Origin of the sequence: Thioalkalivibrio sp. ALJT, assembly GCF_000381825.1 — a bacterium.
Taxonomy (GTDB): Bacteria; Pseudomonadota; Gammaproteobacteria; order Ectothiorhodospirales; family Ectothiorhodospiraceae; genus Thioalkalivibrio.
In genome coordinates, this window is sequence record NZ_KB907122.1 from 40,989 (window position 1) to 60,299 (window position 19,311).

Sequence of the window (19,311 nt, forward strand, 5' to 3'; positions counted from 1 at the left end):
GCACTACCCTCGACGCATCAACCCAGCCCCTCTTCCAATCTTCCAGACTTCCTGTCGAGGCCCTTGACCTCCTTCATGCCTGCGTGTGCTTCGTGGTGAATCAACAGTCCTTCGCGGGCCGCATGCGATGGTCTGTCGGGCTATACTGGGACTGAATGTTCGAAGGGAGTAACCCGTGACTGCAGCCCTCGCGCTCGATCAGATGACGACAGCCGAAAAGCTCCGAGCCATGGAGGATCTGTGGCAGGATCTGGCCCGCAATCCTGCGGATGTCCCGGTCCCGGACTGGCACCGCGAGGTGCTGGAACAGCGCCAGGCGACCGTGGCCCGCGGCGCGGCCCGATTCCACCCCTGGGACGACGCAAAACGGCGCCTGCGCAACCGGTAAAACGGCACTGCCTTGCGCTCCATCGAACTGATCGAGGCAGCGGAAGAGGATCTGGCAAGGGGAGCCGCGTTCTATGCCTCCAGGGCACCAGGACTCGGCGCGTATTTCCTCGATACCCTCTTTTCCGATATCGACTCGTTGCTCCTGTACGCCGGCGTGCACGAGCAACATCATGGTTTCCATCGTTTGCTGTCCCGCCGTTTCCCCTTCGCAATCTACTATCGGGTCGATGGCGAGATCATCCGCGTCTATGCCGTCCTCGATTGCCGCCAGGCCCCCGGCCCTCTCGCCTCCCGCCTGAACGCCCCTGACGAGTAACCCGCAATTTCACCACCAAGCGCACGCAGAAGGGCCATCAAGGGCGATTAACAGGAAGAATGGAGGAATGGGATGTGCGCCCTGGGGGGCCGCTCGGCACACCCCGCTGCGCGCACTCCCTCGACGCATCAACCCAATCCGTCTTCCCACCTTCTGGCCTTCCTGTAGACCGTCATTGACCTTCTTCATGGGGAATCAAGCAGACGCGGCGCGGCGGCGGTCGGCGAGGCGGACGGGGATGGCAGCAAACAGCGCGGCCAGGAACAGGAACAGGCAGAACAGGATGGCGTTGGCCAGCCCCAGCCAGACCTGCAGCAGCCCGATCCCGGCCAGCCCGAAGATCGCGGCCGCCCGTGCCGACAGGGCCCAGAACCCGAACCAGCGCCCGGCCTCGCGCACCGGCACCATCATCCCGACCAGGGCGCGCCCGGCCGACTGCGCCGAACCCAGACACAAACCGGCGACAATCCCCACACCGAGGAACACCATCTGCGCCTCCACCGGCCGGCCCAGCATCACGCTTAGCCACTGCGCGATAGTGGTGGTGCCGAAAATCGCCAGAACCGCCAGCGCCCAAAGCGCCAGGGTCAGCCGGTAGATCCGCACCGGCCCGACACGGTCCTGCAGGAAGCCGAAACCGATGGCCCCGATGATCGCGGTGACCTGGGTAATCACGAACATCGCGATGCGCACCGGCTCGTCCCACTGGATCACCTGCGAGCCGTAGATGAAGGTGAAGGAGATGATGATGTAGATCCCGGCCATCATGAAGAAGATGGACACATACAACGCGCGCAGCTCGCGGCGCTGGCCGAGGGTCACCAGCGCCTCGCGCACCCGCCGCCAGCCGAGCCCCAGCTGCATCCGCCGGCGCATCCTCCGGCGCGTACCGCGCTCCTTCAGGAACAGGAAGGTCGGGATCGCCGAGATCAGGAAGAACACCGCGGCGAACGGCCCCACCCAGCGGATACGCTCGAAGTTCTCGGCGCTGACCTCGCCCAGCAGGCCCAGGGCAAAGGCGGTGGCGACCAGCCCGCCGATATAGCCCAGACCCCAGCCCAGCCCCGAGATCCAGCCGAGCTTCTCCGGCGGGCCGAGGCTGGGCAGGAAGCTGGCAATGAAGGATTCGCCGATCGCGTAGCCGAAGTTGGAGGCGATGATCAGCGCCATGCCGAACAGCACCAGCCCCGGCTCGACGAAATACAAAAGCCCCGTCGTCACTACCGTCAGGATCCACGAGGCCATCAGGAAACGCTTGCGCGACGCCGTTGCATCCATCACCGCGCCGGCGAACGGGGCCGCGACCACCACCATGGCGTAGCTGATCGCCAGCGCCAGACTCCACAGCAGGTTGCCCAGCCGATAGTCCGGACCATCCCCGACGATGATGCGGGTGAACAGGTCGCCGAAGATCACCGTAATGATCAGCAGCGTGTAGGCCTGGTTGGCGAAGTCGAACATCGCCCAGCCGAAGATCTCGCGGCGCGGGGCGGGGGCATTCTCGGGGTGACGCCGAATCAGCGGCATGCGGGGATTCCCGGATTCATGACGGACCACATGCTAACGCAATGGAAGCCTGTCGGGTTTGGGTCGAACCGGCTGCGCGCAAAGGGAATGCAGCGCCTTCGAGTACGCCCCCGCGGCCAGCGACCGGCCCCGGCAGCGCGCCGGGCTGGCAGGCCGCTACCGCTCGCGGATCACGAGTGCATCACCAGCCGCCGTGACTTCGAAATGTTCCAGGAAGCTGCGGCCCAGGCGCGAGCGCGGCAACACCGCGTCGGGCAGCACGATCGCGGTGACGCCCGCCTGGCGCAGCGCGCCGACCTGCAGGCGTTCAATGCGCACGCGCTGGCCATGCACATAGCCGTGCTCACGCTGGATGCGCACCGACCGCCCCGTGTCCGGGTCAATCCCGGCGCGCTCGGCATCGGCGGCGCGCAGCAATACCGAATCGACGCCCCGGTCCACCACCAGGGTGATGGCGATACCGTTAACCCCTGCGGTCACGGCATGGTCGCCGCGCGAATCCCGGTGCACGCGCAGCTCGACCCCGCCCGCCGACGATGCGGCCAGCCCGGTTGCCGCCGGGCGCACCCGCAGCTCGTGGCGTTCGCCACGGTATTGCACCAGAGCCGCGCCCGGCCGGGTCCGCAGCACCTGCAGACCACCCGGCCCCGTCTCGCCGGGAGCGATCACAGCGCGTTCACCGTCGACCGACAGGACCGCGCGTTCGCCAAAAACCGCGTGCAGACGCAGGCCCGGCTCTGCCAGAACCGCCGGCGGCAACGCCAGCAGGACCGGCAGCAGCACGAGCCCGAACCGGCGCGGCCAACAAGCCGCACCAGGAGCCTGTCGGGTTTGGGACGGACCTGCTGCGCGATCCCCACGATCCGACGCGAGAGACCGGAACAGGGACCTCACGCTCCCGCCGCTCTCGCGACGATCGTCCAGACTCGACAGGCTCCCCGGTGGATGCGATGCAGCGGTCATACCTCCCTTATAGCGAATCCGGCTGAACAGAACCGGAATGCCCTCAGGGAGACGCGAGATCCAATCAGCGTCTCCTCAGAACCACCGGCTGCGCGGCCCACCACCTGCTACCATCGGCACGTATCCAGGTTGCCGGAGCTACCGTGTCCACGCCCACTGTCCATCCGCCCGGGGCGCCCCCCGCTCGCCATGTCGCGCTGCGCCATGCCTTCACCATGACCGTGCTGGTAATCGGGCTGTGGCTGCTGCACATGTACCTGCGCGTCCTGCCGGAGGCCGCAATCACCCTGCTGTGGATTGGCGTGACCTTGATCATCGCGCTCGGGGCCTTCCGGCGCCATCGGGTCCGGCGTGCCGCCTTCCTGCGCGGCTATCTGGAACCCACCAGCGTCTGGCCCCGGCGCCTGCGCGGCGGGCCACTAATGGCACTGCGCCACCTGCTCGCCGGCATGGTCCTGGGGGGGCTGCTGCTGATCGCCCTGGCGCGGATCTCGAGCCCGGAGGCCTGGGCTGCCCTGCTGGTCGCCGGCTTCGTACTGGTGGCTGGCGATGCCCTGTTCACGCGATGGCTGCGCGGACACGCCCATCCCGACTTCGCGCCCGAGCTGGCCCGCCGCGCCGCCCTGAGGGTAGCCGGGACCCTGCTGATCGCTGCCCTGATGGTACTGGCCCTGCAAGCGCGCTATCCCGACCTGACGGGTGCCAGTCTGGAACAGGCGGTCTGGTTCCTGGTCCAGCACGAGGGTGCGCGCAGTCTCCTGCTGGAGACCGGGCTGCAAATCGTCGCCGCCCAGGATGCCCTGCGCCTGTGGCTGGGCCAGCAATGGTTCCCGCAGGGCGTGCAGTCACTGCCGGCCCTGCTCGGCTGGCTGCTGGTACTGGTCGAACAGGCATTCCTGGCCGTGGGCTTCCTGTTGCTCGCCAACGGCCTGCTGCCGCTGCGCGCGGTCGACCGATCCCTGGATGACCCGCGCAATGCGCCGGTCGTCGAATAGACCCGGCCGCGGAGACCCGTAACCATGGCAACACCCGCAGCCCCTGCAGCCCCCGACGCCGGTATCGTCCGCGCCGGCCTCTGGCTGCTGCTGACCCTGCTGGGCAGCCTGACGCTGCTGGGGCTCGCCAGCCAGCACACGCCGCACGGCTGGCAACCCGATCCGCCATTGACCCTGCAACTGGGCGACCAGCGTTATCAGCTGGACCACGAACGCCTCAGCACCCTTGAACGCTACACGCTGGAGTGGCTGGAGGCTGGCGACCGCGCGGCGCGAGAACACTGGAAGGCGCAGCTGGACGCAAAGCTGGAGGCCCGCTTTGCGGCCCTGCACGAGCGGGTCCCCGAGGTGGCGGAGGCCCACTTCTCGCTGGCCGCGGAATATGCCCGCCTTTGGCTACGCGGTACCCAGTGGCTGAGCGACCCCGACCCGGATGCCGAGGTCCGCATGCTGCGCGAACGTCTGCTGCCCGAGGCGCTATGGGACGCCCCTATACAGGAGCTCGCTACCCGTGTGGAATGGGGGCTGGATGAACATCAGCGGCAGGTCCGTGATCAGTGGCAGCTCGATCTGGCCGCCCATCTGGAGGACGCCCGCATCCCGAACCCGCCACCCGCGGCGGCTGCGGCCACGGCCATGGAGATCGACCACGGCCACCGCCTGCATGCGGCGCTGGACGTGGATATGGAACGCTTCGACCAGCGCACCGGGCTTGCCGCGACCGCCGCCGCTGGCACCGGACTCGCAACCCCGCTGATCGCCCGCGCGCTACAGGCCCGACTGGCGGCGCGCGCCACGCAGGCGGGCGTCGCCCACAGTCTCGGCCGTGCCGGACAGGCCGGCGCCCTGGGCGCCGGGCTGTGCACCTGGAGCGGGCCCTTCGCGCTGGGCTGCGGCCTCGCTGCTGCCGGCGCTACCATCGTGGGAACCGACTGGCTGCTCCTGCGCCTCGACGCCGCCCGCCACCGCGACGACCTCGAACAGGCCCTGCACGAGGCCCTGGACGCCCTGGAGACCGAGACCCGGGCGGCACTGCGCCAGGCCATTGCCGCGCGCGCAGAGGCCCGGCATGCCGCCAGCCGCGCCAGCCTGGAACGCAGCTTTCAGCCCTGGACCGCAAACCCGGAACCCTGAGCGGAACGCCCCGCATCGACACCATTCGCGGCACATCCACCACAGGGTCGCCGGGGCGCAGCCCCCTCCGGCCCTCCCGGCCGGAGCGCAGCGCACAGCCGGGATCTCCGCCGCCCGCTCCGCTTCGACACCGGCCGAAGCGCGGAACCCCGGCTCACCATGCAGCGAACCAACCCCGGCACCAGAGCGGCGTCTCGGCAGTCGCGCCGGGCTGCGTTACACTCCGCGCAACATCTTCCCGCCCTGCGTAGCTCAACATGAATACGACCCCCACCCGCCGCAAGACCGTCCCCGTCCGCATCGGCCATGTCACCGTCGGTGGCGATGCCCCGGTGATGGTGCAGTCGATGACCAACACCGACACCGCCGATGCCCTGCGTACCGCCGTGCAGGTAGCGGAACTGGCGCGTGCCGGCTCCGAGGTCGTGCGCATAACGGTGAACTCCGAGGATGCGGCAAAGGCCGTGCCGGAGATCCGCGAGCGGCTGGCGACCATGGGCCTGGACGTGCCGCTGGTCGGGGACTTCCACTTCAACGGCCACAAGCTGCTGACGAAATACCCGGAGTGCGCCGAGGCGCTGGCCAAGCTGCGCATCAATCCCGGCAATGTCGGCCGCGGATCGAAGCGCGACGCCCAGTACGCCGCGATGATCGAGACCGCGATCCGCTTTGAGAAGCCGGTGCGCATCGGCGTGAACTGGGGCAGCCTGGACCAGGCCCTGCTCGCGCGCATGATGGACGAGAACAGCCAGCGCACCGAGCCGGCCGCTCCCGAGGTGGTGATGCAGGAGGCGCTGATCGCCTCGGCACTGGAGAGCGCGGCCGAGGCCGAACGCATCGGCCTGCCGCATGACCGCATCATCCTCTCGGCCAAGGTCAGCGGCGTGCAACCACTCATCAGCGTCTATCAGGACCTGGCCGCACGCTGCGACTACCCGCTGCACCTCGGGCTGACCGAGGCCGGCATGGGCGCGAAGGGCATCGTCGCCTCTACCGCCGCGCTGGCCGTGCTGCTGCAGCAGGGTATCGGCGACACCATCCGCATCTCACTGACCCCGGAACCCGGCGGCGACCGCACCCAGGAGGTGCTGGTCGCCCAGGAGATCCTGCAGAGCATGGGGCTGCGCAGCTTCCTGCCGTCGGTGGTCGCCTGCCCCGGCTGCGGCCGCACCTCCAGCGAATACTTCCAGCACCTGGCACAGGACATCCAGTCCTACATCCGCCAGCAGATGCCCAGCTGGAAGCAGCAGTACCCCGGGGTGGAGGAGATGACCGTCGCGGTAATGGGCTGCGTGGTCAACGGTCCCGGCGAGAGCAAGCACGCCAACATCGGCATCTCCCTGCCCGGCACCGGCGAGCAGCCGGTGGCCCCGGTCTACGAGGACGGCGAGAAGACCGTGACGCTCAAGGGCGAACACATCGCCGAGGAATTCCAGGCCCGCGTCGAGGCCTACATCGAACGCCGCTACGGCCAGACCGCCTGACGCCTGCTCCACGCCTTCGTCACTTTAAGGAAACACTGATTAATGTACACGCTCGCGCTCGAGTCGCTTTTGCGTGCGAACAAGGCGCGGCGACTGCCGTGCAGTCATTCCGCACAAGGGCGCCGCAACGCCGTGCGCGCGCCCGTTTTTGATCAACAACGGGCGGCCGAGCCCCGTCTTTCAATCGCTTGTGGGGTTGGCACCCCAGGTGTCCCGCATCCGCATTGCGGCGCGCGTCAGTCAAACGGGTTGACCCGCCCCAACGGGCTGTACCACCCGTCTGGTCTCGGAACATCTGGGGTACCAACACAGCCGTATCTCGTGACCGCATGGCCCCGGGGGCAATTGCCCCTCAGCGATTGCATCGATGCGCGAGGATCATTTCCACGCCCTGCCGCTTGAACGGCGGGATGGCCTCTAGGATCTCCCGCACACCCGACTGCGGCAGGCGTTCGCAGATCCGCGCCAGCGCGTAGTTACTCAGCCCCCGCGCCAGGCGGCCGACGTCCTCTGCCGGCAGCTGCCGCACCACATGGGCCTGGGCATCCTCCGTGAGCCGCATCAGGCGCAGCCGCGCAGTGCCGGGCTCGCCCCCCTGCAGCGCACGGCTTACGAGCTCCAGCGCCGCATCCGGACGCTCATCACGCCAGAGGATGGGGGCCACCGCGCCCGCATCCATCCCGGGAAAATGGTTGTTGTTCAGGTGTTCTGCGTAGATCGGGTTCATCGCGTTTCTCCTCGCCAATGAGCTGGCGTCAAACATGACGCGCAGCAACAACACGGCCGCACTCAACATGCGGAACAGAAACGTGAAGGACGGTGGCGGGAATGAAACGGTTGAACGGTGGCGGGGGATAAAGGTACGTACCCACTTGCGTGCCATCGGGGATGTCGCGGCGCGCAAGAGGCAGTGAAGGGCGGGCAGCTAGATGACCCGAGTCCCTGGTGCTTCCTGACGCGACAGGCGACAAAACCGCTTCAGGCCATCACCGGCCTTCACGTGTTTAGATCGACTACTGTCACTTTCCATTAATGCAATGGCCTCTGATGCTTCGGAAGTGCCCCCGGCGCAAACCGAGAACACGCAAAATTATATCTGCGGCTGCCTTTACCTGAAACCCCTCCTGCGTCGGAATTTCAGAAAAACCACACATGCCCGGCGTGCCACGGGAAAACACGGACCAACATTTGCCTGGCAGCCATGCGTCGGCTATACCGAACGATGGCCCGACCAGACGGCTTTACGCCTCTTCCTGGTGCTACAGAAAAGCCGTTTCGTTGAAGGAACGCAGCTTGCGGCTGTGGATCTCCTCGATGGGCATCTCGCGCAGCAACTCCATCGCGCGAATCCCGATCTCCAGGTGGCGGGACACCTGTGTTCGGTAAAAGCTCGACGCCATGCCCGGCAGTTTCAGTTCACCGTGGAGCGGCTTGTCGGAGACGCACAGCAGCGTTCCGTAGGGCACACGAAACCTAAAGCCGTTGGCCGCGATGGTGGCGCTTTCCATATCCAGAGCGATGGCTCGGGACTGGCTGAGTCGCCGCACCGGGCCGGACTGCTCCCGCAACTCCCAGTTCCGGTTGTCGATGCTGGCGACCGTGCCGGTGCGCATGATCCGCTTGAGGTCATAGCCTTCGAGTTGCGTGATCTCCGCCACGGCATCCTGCAGCGCAATCTGAATCTCGGCCAAAGCCGGGATCGGGACCCATACGGGCAGATCAGCATCCAGCACGTGGTCCTCGCGCACATAGGCATGGGCGAGTACGAAATCCCCCAGCGCCTGGGAGCTGCGCAGCCCGGCGCAATGGCCGACCATCAGCCAGGCACGCGGACGCAGGACGGCGATGTGGTCGGTGGCGGTCTTCGCATTCGATGGCCCCACGCCGATATTGACCAGCGTGACTCCCGCGCAACCCGGTCGCTGCAGATGGAAGGCCGGCATCTGCGGCGAACGGGTCCGAGCGGGGATCGGCGCGTCGGGGTCGGTGATTACGACGTCCCCCGGCGCCACCAGCGCACTGTAGCCGCTGTCGGGATCGCGCAGCTGTGCGCGGGCGAAGGCCTCGAACTCGTCCATGTAGAACTGGTAATTGGTGAACAGGACGTGGTTCTGGAAATGTTCGGGCGCAGTGCCCGTGTAATGCGCAATCCGCGCCAGCGAGTAATCCACCCGCTGCGCGCTGAACAGGGCCAGCGGCAGGGAGCCATCCTCGCGCGCCACGGCATCGCCGTTGGCCGCTTCGTCATTCATGGTAGTCAGATCCGGCACATCGAAATTGTCGCGCGGCGAGCGCTCCTGCCCGTCATGCTCCGGCGGCTTCACCTCACCCCTCCCGGCCATGGCAAATTGCAGGGGTATCGGCGTGGTGGAGGGACCCACGCTGACCGGGACACCATGGTTCTGCATCAGCAACGTGATCTGCTGATACAGGTAATCTCTGAAAAGATCCGGGCGGGTCACCGTGGTTGTGTAGGTACCCGGTTCCGTCACGTGACCGAAGCTCAGGCGCGCATCGATTGGATCAAAGCGCGCGGTGGAAAAACGGATTTCCGGATAGCAAGCCCTGAAACGGGCAGCCGGCGGCTCACCTCTGGAAACACCTTGAAATGCTTCGACAAGAAATTGTGTTGCGTCCGTGTAGAGCTCTTCGAGACAGGCGACCGCCTGGTCGGCATCCGTAAAAGAGCGAAACTCGGGCACCGCAGGGGTATGAATTGGAGGCAAGCTGTTCGGCGTCATCCGGATTCTCCTTTCTGTTTGGCCAGTGCCTCGGTGCCTGAATCGCATCGGCTCGGTAACAAGCATGCTTACGTGTCCAGCGCCTCGACCTCAGGTTCGTTACGGCAGTAGACATATGCCACGCCGCTCAGACGGCGATTGAGTTGCTGGAAATCGTCGAGGATCTCCCAGACCGGATACGGCAGACCGATCTGCGTGCGCTTCGCCTGGATCAGCCAGCTACTGTTCTCCTGCTTGCGTTCCAGGATCTTTCGCCCCAACTCGGGGCGTTCGCGCATCAGCATCCGGGCGACTGTATTCATCTGCTGCGAGAGTCGCGTCGCGGCCTCGGACAACACCGGGCGTGCGGCCGCCAGCGCATCGGGATGCGCCTGCAACAGCCGCTCGACATCCTCGTGCAGGTTCGTTCCCAGCGTGCGCACGATGACCGGCAGTTCGCGCATGAAGTCGTCCAGGGTCTCCTTCAGGATCTGATCGTTTGTATCCAGCGCGTCGTCCGGAATCCCGTCCAGAAACTCCACCAGTTCGTCACGAACCTCCAGGATCTGCCAGCGCCGGTGATCCATTTCCGTCTTCAGCCCGGCAGGGAGCTGCCCCTCGGCAAGGGCGAGCATGGCCCGTTCGCGAATCAGGTGCAGTTGGTCGAACATCTTCAATGTCTCCCGCAGCACGGCGTTGAGCGCCAGCACCGGATTCTGCAGGAGCAGCGGATCGAGGCTTGTGGGTCCGGAAGGCTCGGTCATCGCCGGCTCGGGGACCAGGATACGAACCCAGCGCCCCAGAACGGCTGCGAACAAGATCGCCGCGCAGGCGGCCAGGTTGAACAGCGTATGCCCCCAGGCCGCCTGCTGCGGCAGTGTACCGGGCAGCATTTCCAGCGATGTCAGTGGCACATGCAGCAACACGGCGGTCAGGACCACCACCAGCGGGCCCTTCACCAGCAAACCCGCCAGACCGAGCCTGCGTCCCTGACGATCGTTCCAGCCGGCGACCAGTACCGTCAGCACCAGGCCGATATTCGCGCCCAGGACCCACAACAACAGCATGGTCAGATCCACCTGGCCGCTGGCAACCAGGGCGAGCGCGAGCGCGATCGACGCCGTGGCACTCTGCATCATCAGTGTCAGCAGCGCGGCGCCAATCAGAAACAGCAGCGGCAGCTGCCCCAGCGCAGCAAACAGATTCACAACGGCAGGATCACTGCCGAGCACGCGCGCGGCATCCCCCAGCAGCCCCATCCCCAGCAGCATGAAACCGAAGGCCAGCAGCGCCTGCCCGACACCTCGCGGCCGCGGCGCCTCGACATACAGGAACAGGACCGCACCCAGAGCAATGAACAGGCCGGCAAACGCCTGCAGATCGAAGGACAGCACCTGAATCAGGGCCGTCGTGCCCAGTTGCGCCCCCAGCAGGACCGCCAGGACATTCTCCCAGGCGACATTTCCGCGGCGGGTCATCTGCACCGAGAGGAGTGCCGCAGCCGTGGACGACGGCATCACCACCCCACCAGCGACACCACCGACCCATGCGCGGGGACGGGTACGGGTAAAACCCTGCAGCCAGTCGATCAGGTCGCCCCCCATCACCCTTGCAAAGCCTTTTCGCAGAAAGCGCAGGCCAAACAGGATCAGCAGGACGCCTGCCACCAGATTGATCATTTCCATCACGGCACCTGCTCAACGGTTCAGACTCGGTTCGTGCCCTTTCAAGCATCGAAAGTGGTTGCTCGGCGCACCCGACAACAGGCCGATCACCCACGCAAACGGCTGGCGGCCGACCGGCCCATGATCGGGCAGCCGGAAACCTGACGCGACCTGACTGCAGGTTATGGAATCGGCGTTGGCGAGCACAGGGCCTGTTCAGATTCAGGCCCGGAAAAAGAAACGGGCCGTGCCCCGGCGCTGAGTTCCGGGAGACGGCCCGCAGGGCAAGGAAACCCGGTTTCCTTGCCGTCCGGTTGGACGACGTCTCAGAAGTTCAGCGTATATCCGGCAACCAGGAGGTCCTGCGCATCACTCTCATCGCGGGATGCGTAGGTCAGGGAGAGCGTACCGAAATCAAACGTATACGCCGCACCCAGTTCCCAGAAGGTCGCGCTGTCGTCGTCGGCCGGATCGTCATAGCCCACTCCGCCAAAGAGCTCGGTACGCGGGGCAACTTCATACTCGGCGCCCAGGAACCACACGCGGCTGCCTTCGGCATCGCGATCGTCGGCATGGAGCACATAGCTGACTTCGGCGAAGACCGGACCCCACTCGGCCCCGATGAAAATCTCGCCCTCGTCTGCATCATCCAGGCGGGAGAAGTGGAAGTACTCGTACCCGAATTCCATCCCGACCGGCCCGGCGTCGAAGGCATAGCCGATGAACGGGACCACCTCGATGCCGTTTCCGCTCCCCAGCGTGGAGGCCTCGACACCGGTAAACACGCCACTCTCAAGGTCGAACTCGAAGCCGCCCTGCAACACCGGGTCGTTGTCGGACTTGGATTCCCCATTGTCGATGTAATCGGTGAACAAGCCGATGTGGAAATCGGCCTCGGCCGCCTGAGCCGCCGGGAAGCCAAGGGCGAACACACCCGCCACGGCGGTGGTCAGGAGGCTGCGCGGTAATTTTCGATCAGTCATGTCAGTTCCTTTTCTATCAAGATTGGTTTACAGCCGTGTTGCCGGGGCCGCCCCCGACAACACGATCAAGATTTTCCGTTCAACCCGCCGTCGGCATGTGCGCGCTCAGCAGCCAGGCAGCCATCCCGAAGTACACGGCCAGGCCGGTGAAATCCTTGATGGTGGTGATGAAGGGGTCGGCACCGGGCGCGTGATCCACGCCGATCTTCAGCAACAACCACGGCAGCAGGAAACCAAGGAGGGAGGCCGAGAAGACGGAGAAGAACAGCGCAACACCGACCACGATGCCCAGCTGCGGGATGTCGTTCGGCGCACCCTGCCAGAAGTAGGCAATCGTCCCGGCAAGCACGGCAATGGTGACCCCCATGGCCAGACCCACAGCCGCCTCGCGCACCATGTGGCCGCGGAAGAAGCGATTCAGGTTGATATGTCCCAGTGCGAGCCCGCGGGCGAAGATCGTGGTCGACTGCGTGCCGACGTTACCGCCCATATCCATCACCAGCGGGATAAAGATGGCCAGCGCCACGACCGCGGCCAGGGTGTCTTCAAAGAAGTCGATCACGCCACCCACGGCCAGGCCACCAGCCAGGGTCACCATCAGGAAGGCCAGGCGCACCTTGACCGGATAGCCAATCCCCCCGGAGGTCAGCTTTTCGGAGCGAACGACATCCTTGTGATGCAGCAGATCCCCAATACCCGCCTTCTTGTAGAAGTCTTCCGAGGTGTCTTCCTCAAGCACGTCCATCGCATCATCGATGCGCAACACGCCCACCAGCAGGCCGTCCGCATCCACCACAGGCAGCCAGGGCAGGTCTGTGCGCTGCAGCAGCCGGGCGGCCTCCACCTTGTCACCGGTCGGCGTGGTGTAGAAGTCCCCCATCTCGAGGAGTTCACCCACCGGCTGTTCCGGCTCGGCACGGAACAGCCGGCCCAGGCGCACAAGCCCGCGGTAGTGCTGGTCGCGATCGGTGATCAGCAGCGCCGCCCCGACATCTTCGGGCATCTTGGAGTTGTCGCGCAGCCGTGCAGTGACCTCACCAACCGTCTCCTCCGGCGTAACCCAGAAGACCGGGCGGCGCATGAAACGGGCCACGGTGTCCTCGTCCTGACGCCACAGGGCGCGGACCTGGTCACGCTTGGCGCCCGGGAGGGCGTTCAGGAAATCCTCGGAACGCCCCTTGCCAACGAGATTCAGGGAACGCGCCAGGGTGTAGGCCGGCAGACGCTGGACCAGCTCACGCGCTGCGGGGGCCGGCATCCGCTCGAGCAGGATGGCCTGCTCTTCGTCGTCCATGGCCAGGAAGATGGCACGACGCTCATTGAAGTCCACGCCTTCCAGCACGGTCCAGCGCGCAGCCGGTTCCAGTTCAGCGAGACGTTCGGCCGTGATGGCCGGGACTGGGTGTATCAGTTCGGAACGGGCGCGTTCCAGCTCACCCGCGTCAATCATTTTCTGGATGATGTCGTTCATCAGTAATGCTCCTCGTACGTGTAAGAGTCATACAAAGCACGCAGGGCATTACAAAAAGACAAAAGAATCCCGTGACCGCTGGCGGCGGTCTTTTACAAAACCCCCATCAGCGAGACGAACACACTTTTACTTTTTCCACTGCCCTGCAGTGTTACTTCGGGCCTAGACCCGGGGTCGTCGTCTTCAGGTGCTGGCATGGCAGCCTCCTGTTCGTTGGCTGGTTAAGAGAAAACGGACACGCGCACAGCAATACGCACCCCGCTCCACCGGGGACACGCAGAGCGTTCCCCGATACGGGCAGAGGCGGAATATTATCGAACGGCATGGAGCCGCGCGCCGCGCACAAGGCTGGCGCAGCACGGGGTGGGGCTGGGGAGGCGCCCGTCGTAACGGGCAGGAAGGGGAAGGAAGGGCTTGTCATCCCCCCCGGAATCACGCATATCGCTGACACCGGGGAGACACCACCGAATTACCGGATGGCGGGACCCCGCTGGCAACGATATGCACGCTCGTACCGGCCACCAGCCCTACGCTCATGCATACATCGACAACAGTCCATTGACATACCTCTGCTACTCAAGATGTTCATTAGTTTAGCACCATGTAAGTTTTGTGCAACCCCATAACAGAAAATTCATCAATTCTTTTGTTCAAAACGCTGGATCAGGGCTTTCAACTCGACAGCCTCGGCCTGCATGCGTTCACTGGCATCTCGTGCTTGTCCGGATACCGAGCCGGTTTCGCTCGCCACATCGCGGATGGAGGTCACGTTGCGGTTGATTTCCTCGGACACGGCGCTTTGCTCCTCAACCGCTGTGGCAATCTGCGTGTTCATCTCGGTGATCTGCGCCACGGCCTCCCGGATCGTCACCAGCGAATCGCCCGCCGCCCTGGCCTTCTCTACGCCGTCGGCGGCCTGTTCCTGACTGCCCCGCATCGCGGACATCGCTTCCCGTGCTCCACTTTGCAGGGTCTCGATCATGTTGCGGATGGTCACGGTCGATTCGTCGGTGCGCTGCGACAGCGAACGCACCTCGTCGGCGACCACGGCGAATCCGCGGCCGTGCTCACCGGCACGCGCCGCCTCGATTGCGGCGTTCAGCGCCAGCAGGTTGGTCTGCTCGGCAATCTCGCGGATCACGCTCAGGATCTTGTCGATCTCGGCCGTGCTGGCCTCGAGCTTGCCCAGCTTCTCCGCGGTGGCCTCCACCTCGGCCGCCATCCGGTTAATCACGGACACCGTGCCATTGACCACTTCCTGACCGGCGTCCGTTTCCTTCTCGGCATGATTGGCGGCTTCGGCCGCACGCGCCGAGTTGCTCGCCATCTCATGGATGGTCGAGGTCATTTCGTTCATGGCCGTAGCCACCTGATCCAGTTCGTTTTGCTGGCGCTCGACACCGGCAGCGGTCTGCTCGACGTTGCTGGCCATCGCCTGGGCGTCGGTACTGACCACCGCGGCCTTGTCCTGGATACGTCCGAGCACGGTGCGCAGGGTCGCCTGATTGAAGTGCTGGATCATCTCCAGCGAGGCACTGTCATCGCGACGGCCGGTGTAAATCGCTTCCATCACCGGGTTGTCGAACACGGCCCGGGCCCGCTTGATGGCCTGCCGGATCCCGGATGCGAAGGCCAGCGTGACAGCGCCGCCAACGACAAAGATCACCACCATGAGCCCTGCCAGAATCAGCGGCGAAGACACAAGACTGACCGCCGCAAGCGCCAGCAGCAGACTCACCGCCCAGGTGCCCGCAAAGCGCCCCGTCAGATTGTGATACCAGCGCCGATGAAAACTCCGGCCCTTGTTGAGCGCGGCATAGACCTTCTCCGCGCGCGCCACGTGATCACGCTTCGGGATAGCACGCACCGACTCGTAACCGACCTTGCGCCCATCCTCGTACGACGGGGTAACAAAGGCATCCACCCAGTAGTGGTCGCCATCCTTGCGGCGGTTCTTGACGATCCCGATCCACGGCTGGTCCGACTTCAGGGTTTCCCACATGTTCGCGTAGGCGGCCTCCGGCATGTCCGGGTGGCGCACGATATTGTGGGCAGAGCCTTCGAGTTCGGACCAATCGAAACCGCTGACTTCCACGAAATCCGCGTTCGCATGCTGAATACGACCCTTTTGATCGGTGGACGAAATCAGGTCGCCGAACCGATCAATCGGATACTCCGTCTGCGTCACAGGAAGGTTCTTGCGCATTGCGTGATGTCCTTTTTCCAGTATCGAGGGCGCCTGCTCCACCGGAGCGTCGCATCTTTATGCGCCCGGGCAGGTCCCCATGCCTTGTATCCGACTCTGTACCTGTATCGGACACCGCGCCATGGACTTGAGCCCCTTGTCGGCCCCGGGCGGAACTCCACAGGACTCAGCCACCACTCGGTCGTGAGGCCGCCTCCAGCACCTGAGCGAAACCCGCGAACGCGACCGGGGTCAACTCGAGGTCAGGCGTACGGCGGTCCGCATAGACCATGCCCAGAACCTGTTCTCCGTCGGCCACCCGACCCACAAAGCCGGCCACGCCACCGGTGAGCTGGCGCACCTCGGCAGGCAGGTCCGCGAGCGGAACGTCCCGGCCCCACCACTGCGGCTGGCCGCTCTGCAGCGTGCCCGCCAGCGGACCCAGGGCCGCCACCGGGATCGTGAAGTGGCTGAATTCGGGCTCGTGCAACGTGCCGACCAGATATTCCGCCCGCAGCGACTCGCCATCGCGTGCCAGCCGCGCAAACACCACCCGATTGAGCCCGAGCCCGAACTGCATCACCCGCAGCATGCGCCGAATCCGCCGCACCGGGTCGACCTCGGCACGCAATGCGGCCAGTCCTTCATCCAGGATATCCTGCCGTGGCAACAAGCCCAGAGGCGTCTGATGCCGCGGCGCCCCGATCCAGACCCGCCCCGGGATCCCCCGCTCCAGCGGCGAGCGCCGGTACACCGCCGCGTCCTGGTTGAAGCGTTCGATCACCCCATCCAGTCGGTCCACCAGCACCTTCTCATTCTGCCCCGCCAGGCGCGCCAGCAGCTGCAGGTCGCGATCGCCCCGCGCCGTATCCATGCCCCGCAGGATCTGCCAGGCCAGCGCACTGGAGGCCATCACTTCCAGGGCCCGAGGATGCATCGCATTGACCGCCCGCTGGGTGCCGGTCAATAGCTCCGGGAGCGCCATCTGTTCGGTCATGGCCCGGGACAGGTCGTCCGTCGCATAGCCCAGCGCCACGTAACTGGCTTCGTCAGGCAAGGCATTCAGCTCCAGCATGACCAGCAGACGGTCAAGCCGCGGCTCGTCCGCGATCAGCAACGCCAGGAATCCAAGCTGATTCAGGAGTGCCGCCAGCGCGACCTCGCCCGGCTCGCTGTCATGGCGCAGACCTGCAACCTCGACCGCGATCAGGGCCGCCAGGCGCGACTGGGCTGCCAGGTCGCGATACGCCTGGGCCCTGCGGACCGCATCGGCAACCCGCGGCGCCTCCCGCACAATGCGGTGAACGCCCTGCAGACCGAGCATACCGATGGCATCGGCGAGCGCGTGCACCTCGTGACGCAGCCCGCGGCGCGAGCCGTTGGCCTGCTGAATCAGACGCAGGGCCAGTCCGGGGTCGCGTTCGGCGTACTGTGCAAGTTCGCGCAAAGGACGCGTCGCCAGGGCATCGGGGTCATCAAAGGTGGAGGCGCTGGCCTCGAGAACCGGCCAGTCCAGCCGACTCAGGGTTCGCGCCTGCGCGCTGTAGGGTGCGTCCTCGTCCCGGGACATGCTGTACCTCGTACGGGGGAGCCGTTATCGTAAAGCTAACCAACTATAGCAATGCGTACGGACGGGTGGTCTGTCCGGTGGACACGCTGCAGCAACGTGGGGTCGCGAGCCGTGAAGTACGTTCTTGGAATCGTCGTGGTTTTTTCGTCGGTTTTTGGCGGATATCACTTTCATGGCGGCGACCTCGCTGTCATGTGGCAGCCATACGAATACTGGATCATTGGAGGCGCGGCAATCGGGGCGTTTCTGATCGCCAACCCGATCGGCGTGGTCATGCGCGTCTTCAAGTCCATTCCCAGCCTGCTCAAGGGCAGCAAGTACAAATCGGAAGACTACCTCGACCTGCTGGCGCTGATGTACAAGCTTTTCACCAAGGCCCGCAAGGAAGGCCTGATGGCGGTGGAAAGCGACATCGAGGAACCCGAGAGCAGCGAGGTCTTTCAGGCGCATCCGCGTATCCTCAAGGATCATCACGCAATGGAGTTCATCACCGACTACATGCGCCTGATCATCTCCGGCAGCATGAACCCGCATGAACTCGATGCCCTGATGGACCTGGACCTCGAGACCCACCACGAAGAGTCGCACCAGCCTGCCCATGCCGTGCACCGCGTCGCCGAGGCCCTGCCTGGCTTCGGGATCATCGCCGCAGTACTGGGGATCGTGATGACCATGGGCAGGCTCGACGGATCGGTCGCGGAGATCGGTTCCAGCGTCGCGGCCGCCCTGGTTGGCTCACTGCTCGGGATTTTGATGGCCTACGGCTTCGCCGGACCGACCTCGACCGCCCTCGAATCCCGCGCACAGGAAGAAGCCAAGTTCCTGCACAGTGCATCAAGGCCTGCATCCTGGCCAACGTACAGGGCTACAGCCCTCAGGTCGCGATCGAGTTCGGCCGCAAGACCATGGAAGGCGCAATGCGCCCGACCTTCGCAGAACTTGAGGAGCACGTGAAGGGGGCCTGACGGCACCCGGATCACACCCATGGGCGTCGAGGACAAGACCCAACCGATCATCGTCAAGAAGAAGGTGGTCCAGGCAGGCCACCACGGCGGCGCGTGGAAGATCGCGTTCGCCGACTTCACCCTCGCGATGATGGGTTTCTTCCTGGTGATGTGGCTGATCCTCGCCCTGGACGACGACGATCTTGCAGGGATCTCCGAATACTTTCAGAATCCGTCCGCGTTTGTGGGCGAGGCCGCAGCCCCCGGACCGGCCCCGGGCGACGGCACCGGTGTCGATCCCTCCATCCTCGATTTCGAGGGCATGCCCGAGATCCTGATGGATCCGGAAGCGATCATGGGGCTGGACGCCGAAACCCTCGAGGAGCTCGCCGAAGCCCGTGATCGCGAGGCACTCGAAGTGCTGCAGGAGGCCCTGGAGGAAGCCCTGGACCGGAGTCAGGCGCTGGAGCCCTTCAAGGACCAGCTCCTGCTGGATCTCACCCCCGAGGGCCTGCGCATCCAGATCATCGATCGCGAGAACCGCCCGATGTTTGCCAGCGCCAGTGCGCGTCCGCTGGACCACGCGGACGCGATCCTGCGCGAGCTGGCCGGCCTGATCAACCAGGTCCCCAATCGGGTATCGATCACCGGACACACCGATGCGCGCCCGCTACTGCGGCCGGACTACACCAACTGGGAACTCTCCACCGACCGCGCCAATGCGGCGCGCCGCGCGCTGGTCCAGGGCGGGACCGAATCCGACCAGATCGCGCGCGTCGTGGGCCTGGCCGCCAGCGTACCGTTTGACCGCGAAAACCCGGAGGCCGCCATCAACCGACGCATCACCCTCATCGTGCTGAGCCAGGAAGCGGAAGAGGCCATGTACCGCAGCCTGGAGAGTGAAGCGCGTGCACCGGAAACGCTACGTGCCAGCCCCGACGCCGCCAGCGAAGGAACCGAATAAC

The 19,311-nt window shown here is 65.2% G+C and carries 15 protein-coding genes and 1 pseudogene; 7 read left to right on the top strand and 9 right to left on the bottom strand.

Features of this window, described 5'->3' with window-relative positions:
* Nucleotides 1-202: 202 nt before the first annotated feature.
* A complete protein-coding gene (locus G332_RS0102470) occupies nucleotides 203-388 on the top strand; it encodes an addiction module protein (RefSeq protein WP_026340532.1) in 186 nt (61 codons plus the stop codon).
* A gap of 12 nt (nucleotides 389-400) precedes the next feature.
* The gene (locus G332_RS0102475) at nucleotides 401-706 is read left to right on the top strand and encodes a type II toxin-antitoxin system RelE/ParE family toxin (protein ID WP_019625417.1); all 306 of its coding nucleotides are present in this window, start codon (nucleotides 401-403) and stop codon (nucleotides 704-706) included.
* A gap of 195 nt (nucleotides 707-901) precedes the next feature.
* Here the strand turns inward: G332_RS0102475 and G332_RS0102480 are convergent, their stop codons facing one another.
* Nucleotides 902-2,233 carry an MFS transporter gene (locus tag G332_RS0102480; protein ID WP_019625418.1) on the bottom strand — a complete coding sequence of 444 codons (1,332 nt, stop codon included), beginning with the start codon at nucleotides 2,231-2,233 and terminating at the stop codon, nucleotides 902-904.
* 156 nt (nucleotides 2,234-2,389) lie between these two features.
* Complete coding sequence (locus G332_RS0102485; RefSeq protein ID WP_019625419.1) at nucleotides 2,390-3,016, bottom strand: TIGR02281 family clan AA aspartic protease; 627 nt, start codon at nucleotides 3,014-3,016, stop codon at nucleotides 2,390-2,392.
* A gap of 395 nt (nucleotides 3,017-3,411) precedes the next feature.
* Here G332_RS0102485 and G332_RS0102490 point away from each other — a divergent pair, with 395 nt between their 5' ends.
* From G332_RS0102490 to ispG, 3 genes are all read left to right on the top strand, one after another.
* Nucleotides 3,412-4,191, top strand: coding sequence for a hypothetical protein (locus G332_RS0102490; RefSeq protein WP_019625420.1), 780 nt, complete (start codon nucleotides 3,412-3,414; stop codon nucleotides 4,189-4,191).
* A gap of 24 nt (nucleotides 4,192-4,215) precedes the next feature.
* Nucleotides 4,216-5,325: a hypothetical protein gene (locus G332_RS0102495; RefSeq protein WP_019625421.1), complete on the top strand. Its 1,110-nt coding sequence runs from the start codon at nucleotides 4,216-4,218 to the stop codon at nucleotides 5,323-5,325.
* Between the two features lie 257 nt (nucleotides 5,326-5,582).
* Nucleotides 5,583-6,809, top strand: a complete 1,227-nt coding sequence (ispG, locus tag G332_RS0102500) for a flavodoxin-dependent (E)-4-hydroxy-3-methylbut-2-enyl-diphosphate synthase (protein ID WP_019625422.1) — start codon at nucleotides 5,583-5,585, stop codon at nucleotides 6,807-6,809.
* A 352-nt stretch (nucleotides 6,810-7,161) separates the two neighbouring features.
* Here ispG and G332_RS0102505 read toward each other — a convergent pair whose 3' ends face one another.
* From G332_RS0102505 to G332_RS0102535, 7 genes are all read right to left on the bottom strand, one after another.
* Complete coding sequence (locus tag G332_RS0102505) at nucleotides 7,162-7,536, bottom strand: hypothetical protein (protein ID WP_019625423.1); 375 nt, start codon at nucleotides 7,534-7,536, stop codon at nucleotides 7,162-7,164.
* 532 nt (nucleotides 7,537-8,068) lie between these two features.
* Nucleotides 8,069-9,550, bottom strand: a complete 1,482-nt coding sequence (locus G332_RS0102510) for an AMP nucleosidase (protein ID WP_019625424.1) — start codon at nucleotides 9,548-9,550, stop codon at nucleotides 8,069-8,071.
* Nucleotides 9,551-9,618: 68 nt separating this feature from the next.
* On the bottom strand, nucleotides 9,619-11,214 hold the full coding sequence (locus G332_RS0102515; RefSeq protein ID WP_019625425.1) for a Na/Pi cotransporter family protein: 1,596 nt from the start codon (nucleotides 11,212-11,214) through the stop codon (nucleotides 9,619-9,621).
* A 305-nt stretch (nucleotides 11,215-11,519) separates the two neighbouring features.
* Entirely contained in the window at nucleotides 11,520-12,176 is a 657-nt protein-coding gene (locus tag G332_RS0102520) for a TorF family putative porin (protein ID WP_019625426.1), read from the bottom strand.
* A gap of 79 nt (nucleotides 12,177-12,255) precedes the next feature.
* Nucleotides 12,256-13,647: a magnesium transporter gene (mgtE, locus tag G332_RS0102525; protein ID WP_019625427.1), complete on the bottom strand. Its 1,392-nt coding sequence runs from the start codon at nucleotides 13,645-13,647 to the stop codon at nucleotides 12,256-12,258.
* A gap of 637 nt (nucleotides 13,648-14,284) precedes the next feature.
* Nucleotides 14,285-15,853: a PAS domain-containing methyl-accepting chemotaxis protein gene (locus G332_RS0102530; protein WP_019625428.1), complete on the bottom strand. Its 1,569-nt coding sequence runs from the start codon at nucleotides 15,851-15,853 to the stop codon at nucleotides 14,285-14,287.
* A gap of 166 nt (nucleotides 15,854-16,019) precedes the next feature.
* Entirely contained in the window at nucleotides 16,020-17,402 is a 1,383-nt protein-coding gene (locus G332_RS0102535) for an HDOD domain-containing protein (protein WP_019625429.1), read from the bottom strand.
* 111 nt (nucleotides 17,403-17,513) lie between these two features.
* Between G332_RS0102535 and motA the strand changes: the two are divergent.
* Nucleotides 17,514-18,367 (top strand): annotated as a pseudogene (gene motA / locus G332_RS12620) (flagellar motor stator protein MotA).
* A 19-nt stretch (nucleotides 18,368-18,386) separates the two neighbouring features.
* A complete protein-coding gene (gene motB / locus G332_RS0102545) occupies nucleotides 18,387-19,310 on the top strand; it encodes a flagellar motor protein MotB (protein ID WP_019625430.1) in 924 nt (307 codons plus the stop codon).
* The last annotated feature ends 1 nt before the right edge of the window (nucleotide 19,311 follow it).